Consider the following 16,251-nt stretch of genomic DNA (forward strand, 5'->3'; position numbering starts at 1 on the left):
ATGACCGATGACAACAAGCCGAAAAAACAACCGTCTCTGGGCCGCTGCCCGTTTTCGACCAGCCGCCGGCAATTGCTGACCGGCCTTGGCGCGGCCGCAGGCGGATCGCTGGCCTTCATGGGCGCGACTGCGGCCGGCGCGCAGGAGACAAGCGGCGGATCGCAGGCGACCGATGCCCCGGTCGAAGGCGCCAGCAACCAGCAGCAGGTCGTTCCCTTTCACGGAGAACACCAAGCCGGCGTGACGACCCCGCGGCCTGCCAACGGGCTGGTCGTTTCCTTCGATGTGGTTGCGATGTCACACGAGGATGTCGAGGACATGTTCCGCCGTCTGACCGACCGGATCGTGTTCCTGACACAGGGCGGGGAGGCCGGCTCGGCCGATCCCAAGCTGCCGCCGCCCGATTCCGGCATTCTCGGCCCGGAAATCGAGCCGGATGCGCTGACGGTGACGGTGGGTCTCGGGGATTCGTTTTTCGAAAACCGCCCCTGGCTGAAGGACCAGAAGCCGAAACGGCTGCAACGCATGGTGCAGTTCTTCAACGACGCGCTCGACGCCGAACGCTGCCATGGCGACATGACGCTGCAATTCTGCGCCAATCTGAGCGACACCAATATCCATGCGCTGCGCGACATCATGAAGAACCTGTCGGAATATCTGGTGATCCGCTGGATGCAGGGCGGCGATGTGCCGGTAATCCCGCCAAGCCCTGACGGCGAGGTGGAAAGCGCGCGCAATTTCCTCGGCTTCCGCGATGGTTCGGCCAATCCCGATGCCCATGACGAAGCCGTGATGGACAGGGTCGTTTGGGTGAGCGCCGATTCCGACGAACCGGACTGGGCCACCGGCGGCAGCTATCAGGCGGTGCGCATCATCCGCAATTTCGTCGAGCGCTGGGACCGCACGCCGCTGCAGGAGCAGGAGGCGATTTTCGGCCGCTTCCGCGATACCGGCGCGCCGCTCGACCAGCCCGATGGCACCGAAAGCGACGTGCCCGATTACGCCGCCGATCCCGATGGCGCGATCACCCCGCTCGACGCCCATATCCGCCTTGCCAATCCGCGCACGCCGGAATCGGAGGAAAACCTGATCCTGCGCCGCCCGTTCAACTATTCCAACGGCGTGGCCAAATCGGGCCAGCTCGATCAGGGCCTGCTGTTCATCGTCTATCAGGCTGACCTGGAAAAGGGGTTCATCACCGTGCAGAAGCGCCTCGATCGCGAACCGCTGGAAGAATACATCAAGCCCATCGGCGGCGGCTATTTCTTCGTCCTGCCGGGCTGTCGGCCGGGGGACTATCTTGGCCAATCGCTTCTGGAATCCGTCAATAGCTGACGGTTTGCCTCCATGTTTTACCGAAGGAGAAGAACATGAACTTCAAAAAGACACTCGCCGCAAGCGTCGTTATCGCCGGTGCGTTTGCCGGTTACAGCGCGCAGGCGCAGGACCAGGCCCCGGACATTTCGCTGGAGCTGGTCGCGCCGCTGTCCGAATACAAGATCTTCGTGGCTGAAAACACCGCCGAACTGGTGAAGGACACGCAGGCCTTCGTCGCCGCCATCAAGGAAGGCAATGTCGAGGAAGCCAAGTCGCTGTTTGCCCCGACGCGCACCAGCTATGAGGCCATCGAGCCGATCGCCGAACTGTTCTCCGACCTCGACGTATCGATCGACGCACGCGCCGACGACTACGAAAAGGGCGAGGCCGACCCGGCATTCACCGGCTTCCACCGCATCGAATACGGTCTGTGGGAAGAAAACTCCACCGACGGTCTGGACACCTATGCCGACCAGCTGATGGCCGACGTGAAGGATCTGAACGACCGCATCAACAACCTGACCTTCCCGCCGGAAGTGGTTGTCGGCGGCGCGGCAGCGCTAATGGAAGAGGTTGCGGCCACCAAGATTTCGGGTGAGGAAGACCGCTACAGCCGCACCGACCTGTGGGACTTCGAAGCCAATTTCCACGGTTCGGAAAAGATCTTCGACCTGCTGACGCCGCTGATCGCCGAAAGCGACCCGGAATTCGTCGAGACGGTCTCCGGCAACTTCGCCGATGTTGACGAAACGCTGGCGAAATACGAAGCGCCGGAAGGCGGCTACGTTTCCTATGTCGAACTGAGCGATTCCGACCGCAACGTTCTCTCGGCCAAGGTCAACACGCTCGCCGAAGACCTGTCGACCCTGCGCGGCAAACTCGGCCTCAACTGATAACGCTCTGCCAGGAGCGCTGATAAGGAAGGCCGGAGCGTTTTTCGCTCCGGCCTTCGGTTTGTCGACGGACGCTCATTTTCCTCTGCGTCATCCTCCGGCTTGACCGGAGGATCCAGGGCGGCACGACGTGTATTTCAAAAAGTATTTATAATCAGAGACTTGATCGCAGCGGATGCTCGGGTCAAGCCCGAGCATGACACCTGATGCAGGGTCAGTTGCGGCATGTAGCGCCGCGTTTCAGGTTTTGTCAGCAGTCTGAAGGCCGGAGCGTTTTTCGCCCCGGCTTTCATTGATTTCGATAGCGATGCCACCGAGGGCGATCAGAATTCGGCGTCGATATCGACCACGTCGATCAGCTTGTGGTTGACGAATTCCTTCAGGCCGAGGCCCAGCAGCTCGCGGCCATAGCCGGACCGGCGGACGCCGCCGAACGGCAGGTCGGCCTTGACCATGGTGGGATGGTTGACGAACACCATGCCGGTCGAGATCTTCGCGGCGACCTTTGCGCCATGTTCGGTATCCGAGGTAAACACCGACCCGCCGAGACCAAACGGTGTGTCATTGGCAATGCGAATGGCGTCGGCTTCATCGCCTGCCCGAAACAGCATCGATACCGGCCCGAAAAATTCCATGTAATACGCCGGATTGTCCGGCGTTACCCCGGTCAGGATCGTCGGCTGGACGAATGCGCCGCGATTGGGAACCTTCGGTCCGACTTCGGTCGCCGTTGCACCATGTTCGACGGCCAGCGCGATCTTCTGTTTCACTTCATCGGCAGCCGTCTGCGACGACAACGGCGCCAGCGTCGTTGCCGGGTCCATCGGGTCGCCCGCCTTCAGGGCCGCAACCCCTTCGGTGTAGCGTTTCAGGAATTCATCATAGACGGCATCGACCGCGATCATGCGCTTGGATGAAACGCAGACCTGTCCACCATTCCAGTGCCGGCCGAAAACGGCCCATTTCACGGTTTTTGCCATATCGGCATCGGCGAGAACGACGAACGCGTCCGCGCCGCCGAGTTCAAGCGTCGATTTCTTCAGCGCCTTGCCGGCGATGCCGGCAACTTCCGCGCCCGCGCCTTCCGAGCCGGTCAGGGCAACGCCCTGAACACGCGGATCGTTCAGGATCATCGAAATCTGCGCGCGCGTGGCATAGAGGTTGGTAAACCCGCCCTTCGGAAGACCGGCTTCAAGCATCAGCTCTTCGAAGGCGGCAGCGCTTTGCGGCACATTGGACGCGTGTTTCAGCAACATGGTGTTGCCTGCCGAAAGCTGCGGCGCGATGATGCGGGCAATCTGGTAAAAGGGGAAGTTCCACGGCTCGATCGCCAGCAGAACGCCCAGCGGCTCGTGAACGATCGTCGCACGGCCTTCTGCAGGGTTTCTGACCGGCAGCGGCTCTGCAGCCAGCAGCCGTTCGGCATTGACGACGTAATATTCGAAGATTTCTGCCGAAAGCTCGACTTCGGCTTCCGCCTCGGCCAGAAGCTTGCCCATTTCCAGCGTCAGGATTTCGGCATAGCGACGTTTGGAGGCCCTGAGCAGGTCAGCGGCCTTCTGCAAGACCTTTGCCCGCGCGGCAAAGGATGTTTCACGCCAGGCGAGAAATGCGTCATGCGCGCCGGTAATGGCGTTTTCGACTTGCACGTCCGTTGCATCGGGAAATGATTTTATCCGTTCCCCGGTGAAGGGGTTTGTGGTTGCGTAGGTCATCTTTCTGTCCTTTCCGGCGCCCGCCAAAATACGGGAACCTCAAAAGGGGGCGTTTGCGCGCCGGCGGGCGACGTGAAACGCTCCGAGTCTGATTTTTTGGGCGTGTTGCCAACGGCAGAAACATTCGCGTTTCGTGAAAGCGACGCCGTGTCTTCAATGGCTTCAGCCGAACAGCTTGTTGGCCGTCTCGGCAATGCGCCGGCCCTGGTAGCGGGCGCCATCCAGTTCGTTTTCGCTCGGCTGACGCGATCCATCGCCGCCGGCAACCGTCGTTGCCCCATAGGGCGCGCCGCCGGTCACGGCGTCGGAGATCGTCTGCCCGGCAAAACCATAGTCGAGACCGACGATCAGCAGACCGAAATGCATCAGGTTGGCGATGACGGAAAACAGCGTCATTTCCTGCCCGCCATGCTGGGTGCCGGTTGAGGTGAAAGCGCCACCGACCTTGCCGTTCAGCGCGCCGCGCGCCCACAGCCCGCCGGCGCGGTCCAGAAAGGCCGCCATCTGCGAGGAGATCCGGCCAAAACGGGTGCCGGTTCCGATCACGATGGCATCGTAGTTTTCCAGCTCCTCGATGGTCGCGACCGGCGCCTTCTGATCGAGCTTGAAATGCGCCTTGCGCGCCGTTTCCTCAGGCACTGTTTCCGGCACGCGCTTGACCGTGGCATCTGCGCCGGCCTCGCGGGCTCCGGCGGCAATCGCTTCCGCCATGGTTTCGATATGTCCGTAGGACGAATAGTAGAGGACAAGAACCTTTGCCATTACCGTGTTTCCTTCTGTTGGCGTGTTTCTTCAAACCGGCTGCTGTTATTGCCCGAGGCCGATTTCCCGCATGAACTCCGCATTGTCATAGAAGAGGTATTCCTCATCCATAACGCCGGCATCGGTCCAGTGGCCGATTGTTGCCATGGTCAACGAGAAAGGCTTGCCCGTCGGCGGGATCGTCTCGCCATCGCCGGTGGGCATGGGTTCGGTGAATGTGCCTTCCAGCACACCGATCACGCCGGTCCACGGACCGGAGCCGAAGCGGATCGGATGCACGTCGATATGGGTGTCGGGCGCGAAAACGAATGTCTGGGAAATCGCGGCGATATGGTCCTCAAGGCCCGTCGTCGTGCTGCCGTCGGGGTAGTGCACCAGAATATCCTCGGCGTGGCTTTCGCCCAGCCGGTCCCATTTCTGGTTGGTGTAGACATCGAAATCGAGCGTATCGAAGGTTTCGAGATTTTTTTGGATTGTGGCTTCGGCGGTCTGGTATTGGTCGAGTTGCTGCATCAGCTGCGGAATGGCTTCCGCCGCCGGCGTGCCGGTCTGCTCCTGCGCAAGGGATGCCGTTGCCGGAATGACGACGGCCACGGCCGCCAGAAGCCCCAGAGTTTTCATGTTCATCTTTCCTGCCTTTTCAAGCGTGTTTGCGGATATCCCCGGTTCCGGCTTCCGCAGGACGTCTCGTCCCCACGAAATCTCCGCCACGCGATATCCTGGGCGTACAGTTCTTGTGCCGTCCGCCTGACTTCCGATATATGATTGCGCAGAAACAGAGTTAAGGCGCGATAATGCAACGCATCATTACGCCTGATGTAACGATGAGGTTGTCATGGAAACGATGCGGGCGCTGAAAGCTTTTGTTGAAGTGGTGAACCAGGGCAGTTTCATTGCGGCAGCCAACAGGTTGTCGCTTTCAAACGCTGCGGTTTCGCGCCAGATTGTCGGCCTTGAGCAGCATTTCGGGGCGCGGCTTTTGAACAGGACATCGCGCAACCTGTCCCTGACAGAACCCGGCCGCGAGCTTTATGGCCGCGCGCAGCTCATCCTTCAGGAGCTGGAAGAAGCCGAAGCCGTTGTCGGACGGCAAACGGCAAAGCCAAGCGGCCTGTTGCGCATCAGCGCGCCGGTGTCTTTCGGAACAGGCGTTTTCTCGGAGCTTCTGCCGGATTTCTGCCGCCGCTATCCCGAGATCACACTCGATCTCGACTTGTCCAACCGGGTGGTCGATCTGGTCAATGACGGCGTGGACGTGGCCGTGCGGCTGTCGCTGGGCGATCTCAGCCCGCACCTGATTGCCCGTCGCCTCGGCACGGTGCGCATGGTTTTCTGTGCCTCACCCGACTATCTGGCGCGAAGGGGCACGCCGAAGAAACCAGAAGACCTCAACGCCCATGATTTTCTCTGCTTTTCCTATCTCTGGCGAACGCAGAAACTGACGCTGAACCATCGCGACGGAAACAGAACCATCGTCAACCTGACCCCGCGCGTGCATGCCAATAACGGCGATGTTCTGACCACCTTTGCCCGTGAGGGCTTCGGCGTGCTGCTGCATCCCTATTTCATCGCGGCGGACGATCTGGCCTCGGGACGGCTAGTGCAGGTTCTGCCGGAATGGAACGCCAGCGAAGTGGAGCTGCACGCCCTTTATGTCAGCCGCAAGCACCTGCCGCTGAAAATCCGGGTGTTTGTGGACTATCTGGTCGAAAGACTGCCCGGACAGATTTTATAGACAGCGCCGCCGAATTGCGCCGCATCCACGCCGTCGGTGGCGTGGATGAAATCGTGATGGCGCCCGTCAGCCCGCAGCCGCCGCGCCGCGTTCCCAGTACCAGGCGACATACATGCGCTTGCGATCGTGTTTTCGCTCTTTCAGCAGCTTGCGGACCGCCCGCACATCGCTTTTCTCGCAGGCGACCCAGACGAAGGTGTTTTCATCGAGCGTGGCGATGGCCTTTTGAGCTTCGTCCGCAAGCACGCCGGTTGCCCCGTCGTCATAGTGTGCGCGATGGAGCCAGCGGAGATCGAGATGGCCGGCGCTTTCGATCGGCTGCTCTTCGGTCTCGTCTTCAACTTCGATGATGGCGGAAAGGCGGGTTCCCGCCGGCACTTCCTCGGCAATGCGGGCAATCGCCGGCAATGCCGCCTCATCGCCGGCCAGAAAGATGGTATCGGCTTCGGGCACGGCGCCGCCGCCCGGACCCAGAAACGCGATCCTGTCTCCCGGACGGGCATCGCGGGCGAAATCGGCGCCGGGCGTCTTGATGCCGGGCGCCGGGTGCTGAAGGAAGTCGACGGACAATTCGCCGCGCTCAACATCGAAAGAGCGGATCGTGTAGACGCGCACCAGAAGCGCATCCTCCCCGTCGGGCCAGACGAACCGGCCATCGTCGCCCACCACAGGCCAGACCGGCTCCCGCCCCTGCGGCGGCACCAGCATGCGCACATGCATATTACCGCCGATGAACGGGCTGACATCGTCGCAGGCGAAAGTCACCCGCAGCATGTGCGGGGTTACGGTTTCAGTCGAAACAACGGTGACTTCGTAAAGGTTGGCCGGCGTTTCCGGCGGCGGCGGATCGGCCCAGTCGAGCACCAGCGTATCGGTGCCCGCGAAATAGAACATGTGCTCGGCCAGCATGGTGCGCGAAAGCTGCAATGCCTCCTTCCCCGAAGCCGAAAGCAGGATATGCAGCCTGTCGCCCTCCCGGTCGATCCGCGCCTGTCCGATATCGCTGTCGAGCACGACGCGATCGCCCTGGCGCACGACATCGGCATGTTCGGCAAAATGCTCGGCCACCATGGAGAGCATGGCGCCGGCATCCTTAGGCACCGCGATACCGGAAAGCGTGAAATTTCGGGGCTCTGTCACGGTATGTTTCCTTGTGCTGTTTCGGATTTTTCCGCCTGTCCGGCCATGTGATGGCGTCCGATCGGCAGCATCATCGGCCGGCCGGAAACCGGATCGGCCATGATCCGGCTTTCAAGGCTGAAGACCGCGCGCACAACGTCATCGGTCAGAACATCCACCGGCGCGCCGGCAACATGGATCCGCCCGGCCTGCATGGCCACCAGATGGTCGGCATAGCGGGCCGCCAGGTTGAGGTCGTGCAGCACCATAACGATGGTGGTGCGGTTTTCACGGTTGAGATCGGTCAGAAGGTCGAGCACCTCGACCTGGTGGCTGACATCGAGAAAGGTGGTCGGCTCGTCCAGCAGCAGAATATCGGTCTGCTGGGCCAGCGCCATGGCGATCCACACCCGCTGGCGCTGGCCGCCGGAAAGCTCGTCCACCGACCGCTCGGCAAGGTCCGCCGTGCCCGTCGTATCGAGCGCTGCGGCAACGGCTTCGTCATCTTCCCGCCGCCAGCGCGAAAACATGTTCTGATGCGGATGACGGCCGCGGCTGACGAGATCGAACACGGTGATGCCTTCGGGCGCCAATGGCGACTGCGGCAGAAGGCCCAGCGTGCGGGCAAGCTTCCTGGTCGGCGTCCTGTGGATCGCCTTGCCGTCGAGCAGAACCTCGCCGGCCTTCGGCGTCAGCAATCTGGACAGGGTCTTCAGCAGGGTCGACTTGCCGCAGGCATTGGCGCCGACAATCGCGGTAATCCGGCCGGACGGCACGGTGAAGTTCAGACCGTCGAGAATGACGCTGTCGCCATAACCGGCCGAAATCCGTTCGGCTTCAAGAACATGCGCGCTCAAAGCGAGCCTCCCGCCCTGTTGGCCCTGATGATGAGATAGATGAGGTAAGGCGCGCCGAGCGCGCCGGTGACAACGCCGACCGGATAACGGCTCGGCAACCAGAACTGCCCGGCATAATCGCCGAGAAGGACAAGGCTGGCCCCGATCAGCCCGGAAGGGATCAGAAGCGAGCCGTTATTGCCGATGATGCGTGCCGCGATCGGCCCGGAAAGAAAGGCAACGAAGGCGATCGGCCCGGTGACCGCCGTGGCGACCGCGATCAGCCCGACGGCCGCGATGATGACGAGCGCCCGCGTGCGGGCAACAGCAACGCCGAGGGCAGCGGCCGCTTCGTCTCCCAGCCGCAGCCCCTCAAGGTCACGTGTCCGGCTCAGCAACAGGCCGCCGAAAACGACCAAACTGATCAGAAGCGGCAGAATCTGGCCGAGCGTTGCGCCATTGAGGCTGCCCGTCAGCCAACGCATCGCCTCCTGCAGATCCCACATCGGCGCCATCGACAGGATATAGGCCACGATGCTTTCCAGCATGGCCGAAACGCCGATGCCCACCAGGATAAGCCGCGTTCCGGCAACGCCATTGCGCGCGGCAAGACCGTAAACCAGCATGGCGATGGCCAGCCCCGCAATCACGGCAAACACCGAAACGGCCGGACCGCTCCACGACAGCACGACGATGGCGAACACCGCCGCAGCACTGGCGCCGGAAGAAATGCCGATGATATCGGGACTTGCCAGCGGATTGCGCAGCATGGTCTGGAAGGCAACGCCGCCAAGGCCGAAGCTGAGGCCCGACAGGATGGCCAGAGCCGCGCGCGGCAACCGCAGCCGGCCAACGGTGAAGGACGCGCCCGGCACATCCTCGCCCGTCAGGACCCGCAGCACATCGCCCGGCGGCGTGAATGATTGCCCGAGCATCAGCGTCAGCGCAAACAGGACAGCAAGCAGCACAAGAAAGGCGATCAGGATCCGGTATCGCTGCCGGAGCCTGAGACGGCGGGTTTGCGAAATGACGGCAAGCGTGCTCACAGTTCCCGCACCTTCTGACGCCTGACGATCCAGATGAAGAACGGCCCGCCGACAAGCGCGGTGACGATACCGACATCGACCTCGCCGGGGCGCGCGGCAACCCGCCCGACAATGTCGCTTGCCAAAAGCAGCGCAGCGCCGGACAACGCCGAAAACGGCAGCAGCCAGCGGTGATCGACGCCGATCAGCAGCCGGCAAACATGCGGCACCACAAGGCCGACAAAGCCGATGGGCCCGCAAACCGCGGTAATCGCCCCGCAAAGCAGCACGGCCGACAGGGCCGCAACCGCGCGGCCGATGGCGACATTTTCGCCCAGCCCCGCCGCAAGTTCATCACCGAGCGCCATGGCGTTCAGCTTGCGGGCGGAGACCAGCGCCAGAACAAGACCGACAGCAAGAAACGGCAGAACGGGCAGGATGCGCTCGAACGTGGCGCCGCCGACGCCGCCGATCTGCCAGGAGCGGATGCCGCCGGCAATGTCGCCGCGCGGCAGCACGACCGCGATCACCAGCGAGGCGAAGGCAATGGAGGTTGCAGCGCCGGCCAGCGTCAGCTTCAGCGGCGTCGCGCCGCCGCGCCCCAGAGAGCCGATGGTGTAGACGAAGACGGCCGTAACCCCGGCCCCGAAGATCGCGGACCAGATATAGGCGTTCGAGGAGGCGATATTGAACCACACAACGCCGATGACGACGGCGAGCGAAGCGCCCATATTGACGCCGAAAATGCCGGGATCGGCCAGCGGATTGCGCGTCATCCCCTGCATCAGCGCACCGGAGAGCCCAAGGGCGACGCCGGCAAGCAGGGCCAGCGCGGTGCGCGGAATGCGCATGGTCACCACCGCCTCGCCGATCGTCTCGCTGCGGCCGGCAAGCGCGCCGGTGACATCGGCAAGCGTAACCGCCCGCGTGCCGATCAGAAGCGATGCGGCCACCAGAACCCCGAGAACGGCAACCATCGCCGCCAGCCAGAAGGCGCGGTTTTGCCGCAACCTGCCGGATGATGCCGGTTTCCAGCCGGAGGATATCGCGGCTTTCGATGTCATTCCGGCCGACCGGTCGATTTCCTGGCGGCCTCCGCCAGTTCGGCCACATAGTCTTCCAGCACGAAGGAAATCGACAGCGGCGTGGGGTTCGCCGCCGTTCCCAGCGGATCGCGGCCGAGCATGACCACTGCTCCGTTTTGAACCGCGGGCATACGCCGGAACAGCGGGTTGAGTTTCATCGCGTTCAACAGCAGGCCGTTGCCATAGGTCACGATGATATCGACATCATCGAAGGCATCGATCCGCTCGACGCTGATCGAACCGGAAAAGCTGTCGCCGGTCGAGGCCGCCTTCACGCTTTCGGGCATTTCGAGGCCGAGGTCCCTGAAGAACTGCACGCGCGTGTCGTGCGTGGTGTAGAAATTGATGACGCTGAGATCCGTCGCATCCAGATGGGTGATGAACATCGCCTTCTTGCCCGCAAGCTCGGGGTATCTGGCGACTTCGGCGGTAATTTCGGCCTCGGTTTCGGCAATCAGGTCCTCGCCCTCTTCCGGCACGCCGAGACCGGCGGCGTTGAGGCGGATCATGTCGCGCCAGCCGGTGGCCCAGGGCGCTTCGGGATAGGCGACGACCGGGGCAATCCGGCTCAGCGTGTCGTAATCAGACTGCGTCAGGCCGGAATAGGCCGCCAGAATCACATCGGGCCGGACGGCCGCCACCGCCTCGAAATCGATGCCGTCACCTTCATCGAAGAGAACCGGCGTATCCGCGCCCAGTTCATCCAGCCGCGCCGAGACCCAGGGCAGCAGCCCGTCATCATCGTCATCGCCGAAATTGGCCGCGGCAAAGCCGACCGGAACAATGCCCAGCGCCAGCGGCACTTCATGATTGGCCCAGGCAACCGTTGCGACGCGAGCGGGCTTTTCGGTGATGACGGTTTCACCGAAGGCATGTTCGATGGTGATGGGTTCGGGAAGGCTATCCCCGGCCAGCGCTGGCAAACCGGAGGTGAAAACCGGCACGAACATGGCAATGAGCAGGGATAAACCGGACAGGCGCGGCATCGGCCACCTCTTTACTGACGGTCCAAAGTTGACTTTCAGTGTCATGTTCATAAGACGGGGTCAAGCGCGCCGCCGGGCCCCTGTCCTCAGCCGTCTGAACTTGCAGGGGAATCCTACAAATCCGGGAAAAAGTACAATACTGGATAATTTCATTCAAGTTAATGACCGGCACAACATGCCTTCGTCACCGACGAACACGGACAGAAATCCGCGCCAAACGTGATTGCGCGGACGGTCCGGCCCGCCGGCCGGAGGCAGCCACCCCGCAAGACGTCATTTTCTGGAAGCGAAAGATGGATCACTCGAACAACAAGACGCACGGCCGCCGGTCGACGATCGGATTGAGAAGCGCGGTTCTCCTCGGCTGCACCGCGCTTGCGGCGAACGCCCTGCCGGCCTTTGCGCAGGAGATAAAGGAAACGCTGCCGGCCGATACCACCGTGCTCGAACCGGTCAATATCGACCTTGCCGGCTTTGGCGATGACGACGCCAATTCCATCGTTGCCTTCGGCTCTTCCGGCGGCGGCCGCCTGTCGCAGGAAATTCTCGACACCCCGGCCTCGGTTTCCGTGATCACGTCCAAGGAAATCCAGCAGCGCGATGCCCAGACCATCGAACAGGTGCTCGATTATACCGCAGGCGTGAACACCGGTTTTTATGGTTCGGACGACCGGTTCGACTATTACAAGATCCGCGGTTTCGATGCCTATACCTATCGCGACGGCCTGCCGGTCGGTTCACCCTTCGGTGGCGTGCGCGAAGAACCCTTCGCGTTTGAGCGGATCGAGGTCCTGAAGGGCGCGGACTCCACCGTCTACGGCGTCTCCGATCCGGGCGGCACCGTCAATTTCGTCTCCAAGACGCCGCGGCGCGAACGCTTCGGCGAAGCCTATATCTCCGGCGGTTCGTTCGATCATGCCGAGGTCGGCTTCGATTTCGGCGACAACATCACCGCCGACGATACCCTGTCCTATCGCCTGACGGGCAAGTTCCAGAATTCCGATGCGGAATACGACTATTCCAACGATGACGAGACCTTCATCATGGGCGGTATCACCTGGCGGCCTTCCGACGCCACCACGATGACGCTCATCTACGACTATCTCGACACCGACGGCACGCCGGGCGGCGGCGGCCACCCGATCGGCTCGGATTTCGACCGCAGCTTCTTTCTCGGCGAGCCGGACTACAACTACAATGACGTGACCCGCAACACCGTGACCTGGATGTTCGATCACGACTTCGGATCCGGCCTGACCTTCAGTTCGCGGGCGCGCTACACCGATACCGACAAGGGCTTCGGCTATGCCTATGTCAACGAGCCGGTTTATGATGGCGACACGATTGCCGACCGCTATTATTTCGGCAATGCCAGTTCCTATAACGACTTCGTCATCGACGCGCATTTCCAGTATGATACGTCGTTCAGCAATATCGACAGCCGCACGCTGGCGGGCCTGCAATACAATGACTATTCCGGCTCGAATGACGCCTATTACGACGTTGCCCCGGGGATCGACTGGACCAATCCGGTCTATTCCGGCGGGCCGGACTATGCCGGACCTTACGCCAGCACCGACAAAGACCAGAAGACCACCTCGCTTTACGTACAGCAGGAACTGACCTTCGCGGAAAAACTGATCGCCACCGTCGGCCTGCGCAATGACTGGCTGGACCTTGAACAGGTCGATAATCTGAGCGCGACGACGACCAAGGGCGATTACAGCGAATTCACCGCGCGCGCCGGGCTGACCTACAAGATCACCGACGAGGTTTCGACCTATGCCAGCTATGCCCAGTCGGTCGCCCCGCCGACGCTCGGCGTCGAGCCGGAACGCGGCGAGCAGTATGAAATCGGCGTGAAATACGCGCCGCTCGCCTTCCCGGCCATGTTCAGCGCCGCCGTCTACGACCTCACCAAGGACAATATCACGGTCACCAATCCGATCACCAGCAGGCAGGAAACCATCGGCAAGTCGCGCGTTCGCGGCGTCGATCTGGAGGCCAAGGCGGAGCTGATGGACAATATCAGCTTCACCGCCGCCTATTCCTACATGATGTCGGATATCGTCGAGAACGGCACCGGCGGCAATGTCGGCAACCAGCTTTCCTTCGTGCCCAACAATATCGCCTCGCTATGGGTCGATTATACGCTGGAAGGCGAAGGCCAGCGCGGCGACATGACCTTCGGCCTCGGCGCGCACTATCAAAGCGCGTATTATTTCGGCGAGGACAACGCCATCAAGTCGGACCCGAACATCACCTTCGATGCCGCCTTTACCTATCAGGTGGCCGAAAACACCACCTTCCAGCTCAACGCCACCAATCTGTTCAACGAGAAACATGTCGCCTATGGCGGCTATGGCGCCGACTGGTACAATTCGGGCCGCGCGGTCTACGCAACGCTGCGCCAGACCTGGTAATGCTTAAGATCGGCGCCCGTCACATGGGCGGGCGCTGTTCACATGCGCTGCGCGCGCCGCCAGGCGGCCGGCGTTTCGCCGGTGATCTGGCGGAAAACCTTGGTCAGGTGCGCCTGATCGGAAAAGCCGAGCTGGACCGCCACGGATGCCACGCTAAGCCCCGTTTCGGTGAGCAGCGACTGGGCGCGCTCGATACGGCGCGTCAGTTGCCATTGCAGCGGCGTCTTGCCCGTCGTCTGCCTGAAGGCGGTGGTAAACCAGCTTTCGGAAAGGCCGATGGTCTCGGCCATTTCGGCCACCGACATGCGGTGATCGGTTCTGGCATCGAAGGCGGACAGAAGGCGGTTCATTTGCGCCTGGGTAATCCGGCCGCTGGGCGAACGCTCGCCCACCCCCACGGGGATATCGAGAAGCGCCGTGGCAACGCTGCCGACAAGGCTTTCGGCGTAAACGGCATGTCGCGTCGGGCTGGAAACCTCGTCCACGATCATCCGCGCCAGCACCTCGATCGGGCCGACATCCTGAATTTCGACCGAACGGCGCAGGATGGCGCGCGCCGCAGAAGCGCCGACCGACGGGATCAGGAAACGCAACAGCCGGTCTTCATGCAGATGCAGGTCCAGATGCGAAAACCGGTGCCAGGAGGTGAATTTGGTCCACACCGGAACGCCGGCGGGCACATAGACCGCACGCGTCATCGGCCGGTCATGGGCGCCGAAATCGGTCTGTCTGTTTGACATGCGGATATGCGGCGAGACATCGTTGAAGAAAATGACGATCCGCGGGTCCGGTGAAAGATAATAGGCGTGTGCGCCGCAAAAACCCTCGGCATCCCAATAGACGCTCACAAGCCCATCGAGGCCGCGCCATCGGACCGGCGCGACCGGATGAATGCCTTCGGTATGACAAATCATGGAATGCTGGTAGCCCACGACAAATTCGCCATTCGCCCGGAGCGCCTGCCCCGCCGATCAAGAGTTCACCACACCAGATCATCGGACGATGAATCGACATCGTCCGATGACCCAGATTCCTTATCTTGTCGCATCGGGTTAACGAAAAACCGGTACCCACTTTTTCGCCCGACGCTCCAAAGCCTGAAGGCTGCAGCCATTCAAGTGCGTCACATTAACCTGATTTTAATAGTCATATTTGGGCGATATGCAAGGCCGGGCCACCACAATGCAAAATGCCGGTCGCTCCGGCATCTTTCGTTTCGAAGACAAAACCTGCCACAAACGACATCAGGAGAATGCAACGTGAACCGATGCCCGGCCACGCCGCATTCTCCTGACAAGAGACACGTCCGTGTCGTCTTTAGCGCCTGATTTTACTCAGGGCGTGCAGCGTCTGCCGGAACGTGGGCGTTCAGGTAGGTGGCGCTGGTCTTCAGCGAGGTGGCGATGTCCTTGGCGTTGTCATGCTCGATGATGTACCACTCCACACCAGCGGCATCGGCAGCCGGCAGAACCTCGGTCCAGTTCATGGTGCCGTCGCCGATGGAAACGAAGCCGCTACCCCCGGTATTCGGATCGCCGGCGGCGCCATTGTCCTTGGCGTGGATGGCGAACACGCGACCCTGGAATTTTTCCAGAAGGTCGGCCGGGTTCTGACCGCCGCGCTGGGCCCAGGCGACGTCAAGCTCCAGCTTCACGCCGGGGCCTGCCGCATCCAGCAGGATTTCCAGCGCGGTGCGTCCGTTATATTCAACCATCTCGAAATTATGGTTGTGATAGGCGAACTGCATGTCCTGTGCGGCGAATTCCTTGGCGTAACCCGCCAGTTCGATGCCGAGCGCCTGCCATCCGGCCTCATCGGTCGGACGAAGATCCGGCGCGACATAGGGCAGGACGATGGTGTCGTTGCCGAGCGCCTTTTCGAAATCGATCATCGACTGGATATCGCCGCTGCGCAGGGCATCGAGCGAGGAGTGGTGGGAGATGACCGCGATATTGTACTGATCGAGTTCCGTCTTGTAATCGTCGGCGGAAAGATCATCCGTGCTGCCGAAGGTTTCCACGGCGGTAACGCCTGCGGCCTCAACGGCGGCAAGCTGTTCGTCGAGCGTGCCGAAATTGCGCAGCGAATACATCTGGGCGGCAACCGGCAGGTCAGCCGTGCTTCTGCCGCTGTCGGCCAGAACAGGTCCGCCGGCGAGACCGACCGTAACCGCCACGGCCGTGGCGCAAAGCATTCCGGAAAACGAGAATTTCATGAAGTCCTCCACTCAAATCAAGGCCATCAACAACTGATCCATGGCGCCGACAGCCGGAAAAACGCCATAGACGATCCGTTCCGGAAACAGCTTTCCGCTGCTCCCGGATGACATTTCGGATTTGCCGGAAAGCCGCCGCT

Annotated in this window: 14 protein-coding genes; 4 read left to right on the forward strand and 10 right to left on the reverse strand. The window is 61.7% G+C overall.

The annotated features are described in order from the left end of the window. Entirely contained in the window at nt 1-1,335 is a 1,335-nt protein-coding gene (gene efeB, locus ABID12_RS08380) for an iron uptake transporter deferrochelatase/peroxidase subunit (protein WP_354433834.1), read from the forward strand. Between the two features lie 35 nt (nt 1,336-1,370). Further along, a complete protein-coding gene (gene efeO / locus ABID12_RS08385) occupies nt 1,371-2,210 on the forward strand; it encodes an iron uptake system protein EfeO (RefSeq protein WP_106310760.1) in 840 nt (279 codons plus the stop codon). Between the two features lie 323 nt (nt 2,211-2,533). Here efeO and ABID12_RS08390 read toward each other — a convergent pair whose 3' ends face one another. The 3 genes from ABID12_RS08390 to ABID12_RS08400 form a co-directional block, all read right to left on the reverse strand. Then, a complete protein-coding gene (locus ABID12_RS08390) occupies nt 2,534-3,925 on the reverse strand; it encodes an NAD-dependent succinate-semialdehyde dehydrogenase (RefSeq protein ID WP_354433835.1) in 1,392 nt (463 codons plus the stop codon). 162 nt (nt 3,926-4,087) lie between these two features. Then, nucleotides 4,088-4,687, reverse strand: coding sequence for an NAD(P)H:quinone oxidoreductase (gene wrbA / locus ABID12_RS08395; protein WP_106310756.1), 600 nt, complete (start codon nt 4,685-4,687; stop codon nt 4,088-4,090). Between the two features lie 45 nt (nt 4,688-4,732). Further along, on the reverse strand, nt 4,733-5,314 hold the full coding sequence (locus ABID12_RS08400) for an ester cyclase (protein WP_354433836.1): 582 nt from the start codon (nt 5,312-5,314) through the stop codon (nt 4,733-4,735). A 208-nt stretch (nt 5,315-5,522) separates the two neighbouring features. On the opposite strand from ABID12_RS08400, the gene ABID12_RS08405 reads away from it, so the two are divergent. Next, the gene (locus ABID12_RS08405) at nt 5,523-6,422 is read left to right on the forward strand and encodes a LysR family transcriptional regulator (protein WP_106310753.1); all 900 of its coding nucleotides are present in this window, start codon (nt 5,523-5,525) and stop codon (nt 6,420-6,422) included. A 66-nt stretch (nt 6,423-6,488) separates the two neighbouring features. Here the strand turns inward: ABID12_RS08405 and ABID12_RS08410 are convergent, their stop codons facing one another. The 5 genes from ABID12_RS08410 to ABID12_RS08430 are packed head-to-tail and all read right to left on the reverse strand — an operon-like array spanning nt 6,489 to nt 11,437. Continuing rightward, nucleotides 6,489-7,562, reverse strand: a complete 1,074-nt coding sequence (locus ABID12_RS08410) for a DUF2218 domain-containing protein (RefSeq protein ID WP_435528196.1) — start codon at nt 7,560-7,562, stop codon at nt 6,489-6,491. Next, nucleotides 7,559-8,398 (reverse strand): ABC transporter ATP-binding protein, encoded by an 840-nt coding sequence (locus tag ABID12_RS08415; protein ID WP_354433837.1) that lies wholly within the window; start codon nt 8,396-8,398, stop codon nt 7,559-7,561. Before ABID12_RS08415 ends, ABID12_RS08410 begins: the two co-directional genes overlap by 4 nt. Continuing rightward, on the reverse strand, nt 8,395-9,423 hold the full coding sequence (locus ABID12_RS08420) for a FecCD family ABC transporter permease (protein ID WP_354433838.1): 1,029 nt from the start codon (nt 9,421-9,423) through the stop codon (nt 8,395-8,397). Before ABID12_RS08420 ends, ABID12_RS08415 begins: the two co-directional genes overlap by 4 nt. Continuing rightward, entirely contained in the window at nt 9,420-10,466 is a 1,047-nt protein-coding gene (locus ABID12_RS08425; RefSeq protein ID WP_354433839.1) for a FecCD family ABC transporter permease, read from the reverse strand. Before ABID12_RS08425 ends, ABID12_RS08420 begins: the two co-directional genes overlap by 4 nt. Beyond that, nucleotides 10,463-11,437, reverse strand: coding sequence for an iron-siderophore ABC transporter substrate-binding protein (locus ABID12_RS08430; RefSeq protein ID WP_354433932.1), 975 nt, complete (start codon nt 11,435-11,437; stop codon nt 10,463-10,465). Before ABID12_RS08430 ends, ABID12_RS08425 begins: the two co-directional genes overlap by 4 nt. A gap of 329 nt (nt 11,438-11,766) precedes the next feature. On the opposite strand from ABID12_RS08430, the gene ABID12_RS08435 reads away from it, so the two are divergent. Continuing rightward, complete coding sequence (locus ABID12_RS08435; protein ID WP_354433840.1) at nt 11,767-13,896, forward strand: TonB-dependent siderophore receptor; 2,130 nt, start codon at nt 11,767-11,769, stop codon at nt 13,894-13,896. A gap of 38 nt (nt 13,897-13,934) precedes the next feature. Here ABID12_RS08435 and ABID12_RS08440 read toward each other — a convergent pair whose 3' ends face one another. Further along, on the reverse strand, nt 13,935-14,828 hold the full coding sequence (locus ABID12_RS08440) for a helix-turn-helix domain-containing protein (RefSeq protein ID WP_354433841.1): 894 nt from the start codon (nt 14,826-14,828) through the stop codon (nt 13,935-13,937). Nucleotides 14,829-15,226: 398 nt separating this feature from the next. Next, nucleotides 15,227-16,111: a sugar phosphate isomerase/epimerase family protein gene (locus ABID12_RS08445; RefSeq protein ID WP_354433842.1), complete on the reverse strand. Its 885-nt coding sequence runs from the start codon at nt 16,109-16,111 to the stop codon at nt 15,227-15,229. Between the last annotated feature and the right edge of the window lie 140 nt (nt 16,112-16,251).

The organism is Martelella mangrovi (assembly GCF_040545495.1).
GTDB classification, from domain to species: domain Bacteria; phylum Pseudomonadota; class Alphaproteobacteria; order Rhizobiales; family Rhizobiaceae; genus Martelella; species Martelella mangrovi.

What these genes read in the sequence shown, in the direction of transcription:
- ABID12_RS08405 (WP_106310753.1), top strand. Translation starts at nt 5,523, where the DNA reads ATGGAAACGATGCGGGCGCTGAAAGCTTTTGTTGAAGTGGTGAACCAG.
- wrbA (WP_106310756.1), bottom strand. Translation starts at nt 4,687, where the DNA reads ATGGCAAAGGTTCTTGTCCTCTACTATTCGTCCTACGGACATATCGAA.
- efeO (WP_106310760.1), top strand. Translation starts at nt 1,371, where the DNA reads ATGAACTTCAAAAAGACACTCGCCGCAAGCGTCGTTATCGCCGGTGCG.
- ABID12_RS08425 (WP_354433839.1), bottom strand. Translation starts at nt 10,466, where the DNA reads ATGACATCGAAAGCCGCGATATCCTCCGGCTGGAAACCGGCATCATCC.
- efeB (WP_354433834.1), top strand. Translation starts at nt 1, where the DNA reads ATGACCGATGACAACAAGCCGAAAAAACAACCGTCTCTGGGCCGCTGC.
- ABID12_RS08430 (WP_354433932.1), bottom strand. Translation starts at nt 11,437, where the DNA reads ATGTTCGTGCCGGTTTTCACCTCCGGTTTGCCAGCGCTGGCCGGGGAT.
- ABID12_RS08400 (WP_354433836.1), bottom strand. Translation starts at nt 5,314, where the DNA reads ATGAACATGAAAACTCTGGGGCTTCTGGCGGCCGTGGCCGTCGTCATT.
- ABID12_RS08445 (WP_354433842.1), bottom strand. Translation starts at nt 16,111, where the DNA reads ATGAAATTCTCGTTTTCCGGAATGCTTTGCGCCACGGCCGTGGCGGTT.
- ABID12_RS08435 (WP_354433840.1), top strand. Translation starts at nt 11,767, where the DNA reads ATGGATCACTCGAACAACAAGACGCACGGCCGCCGGTCGACGATCGGA.
- ABID12_RS08390 (WP_354433835.1), bottom strand. Translation starts at nt 3,925, where the DNA reads ATGACCTACGCAACCACAAACCCCTTCACCGGGGAACGGATAAAATCA.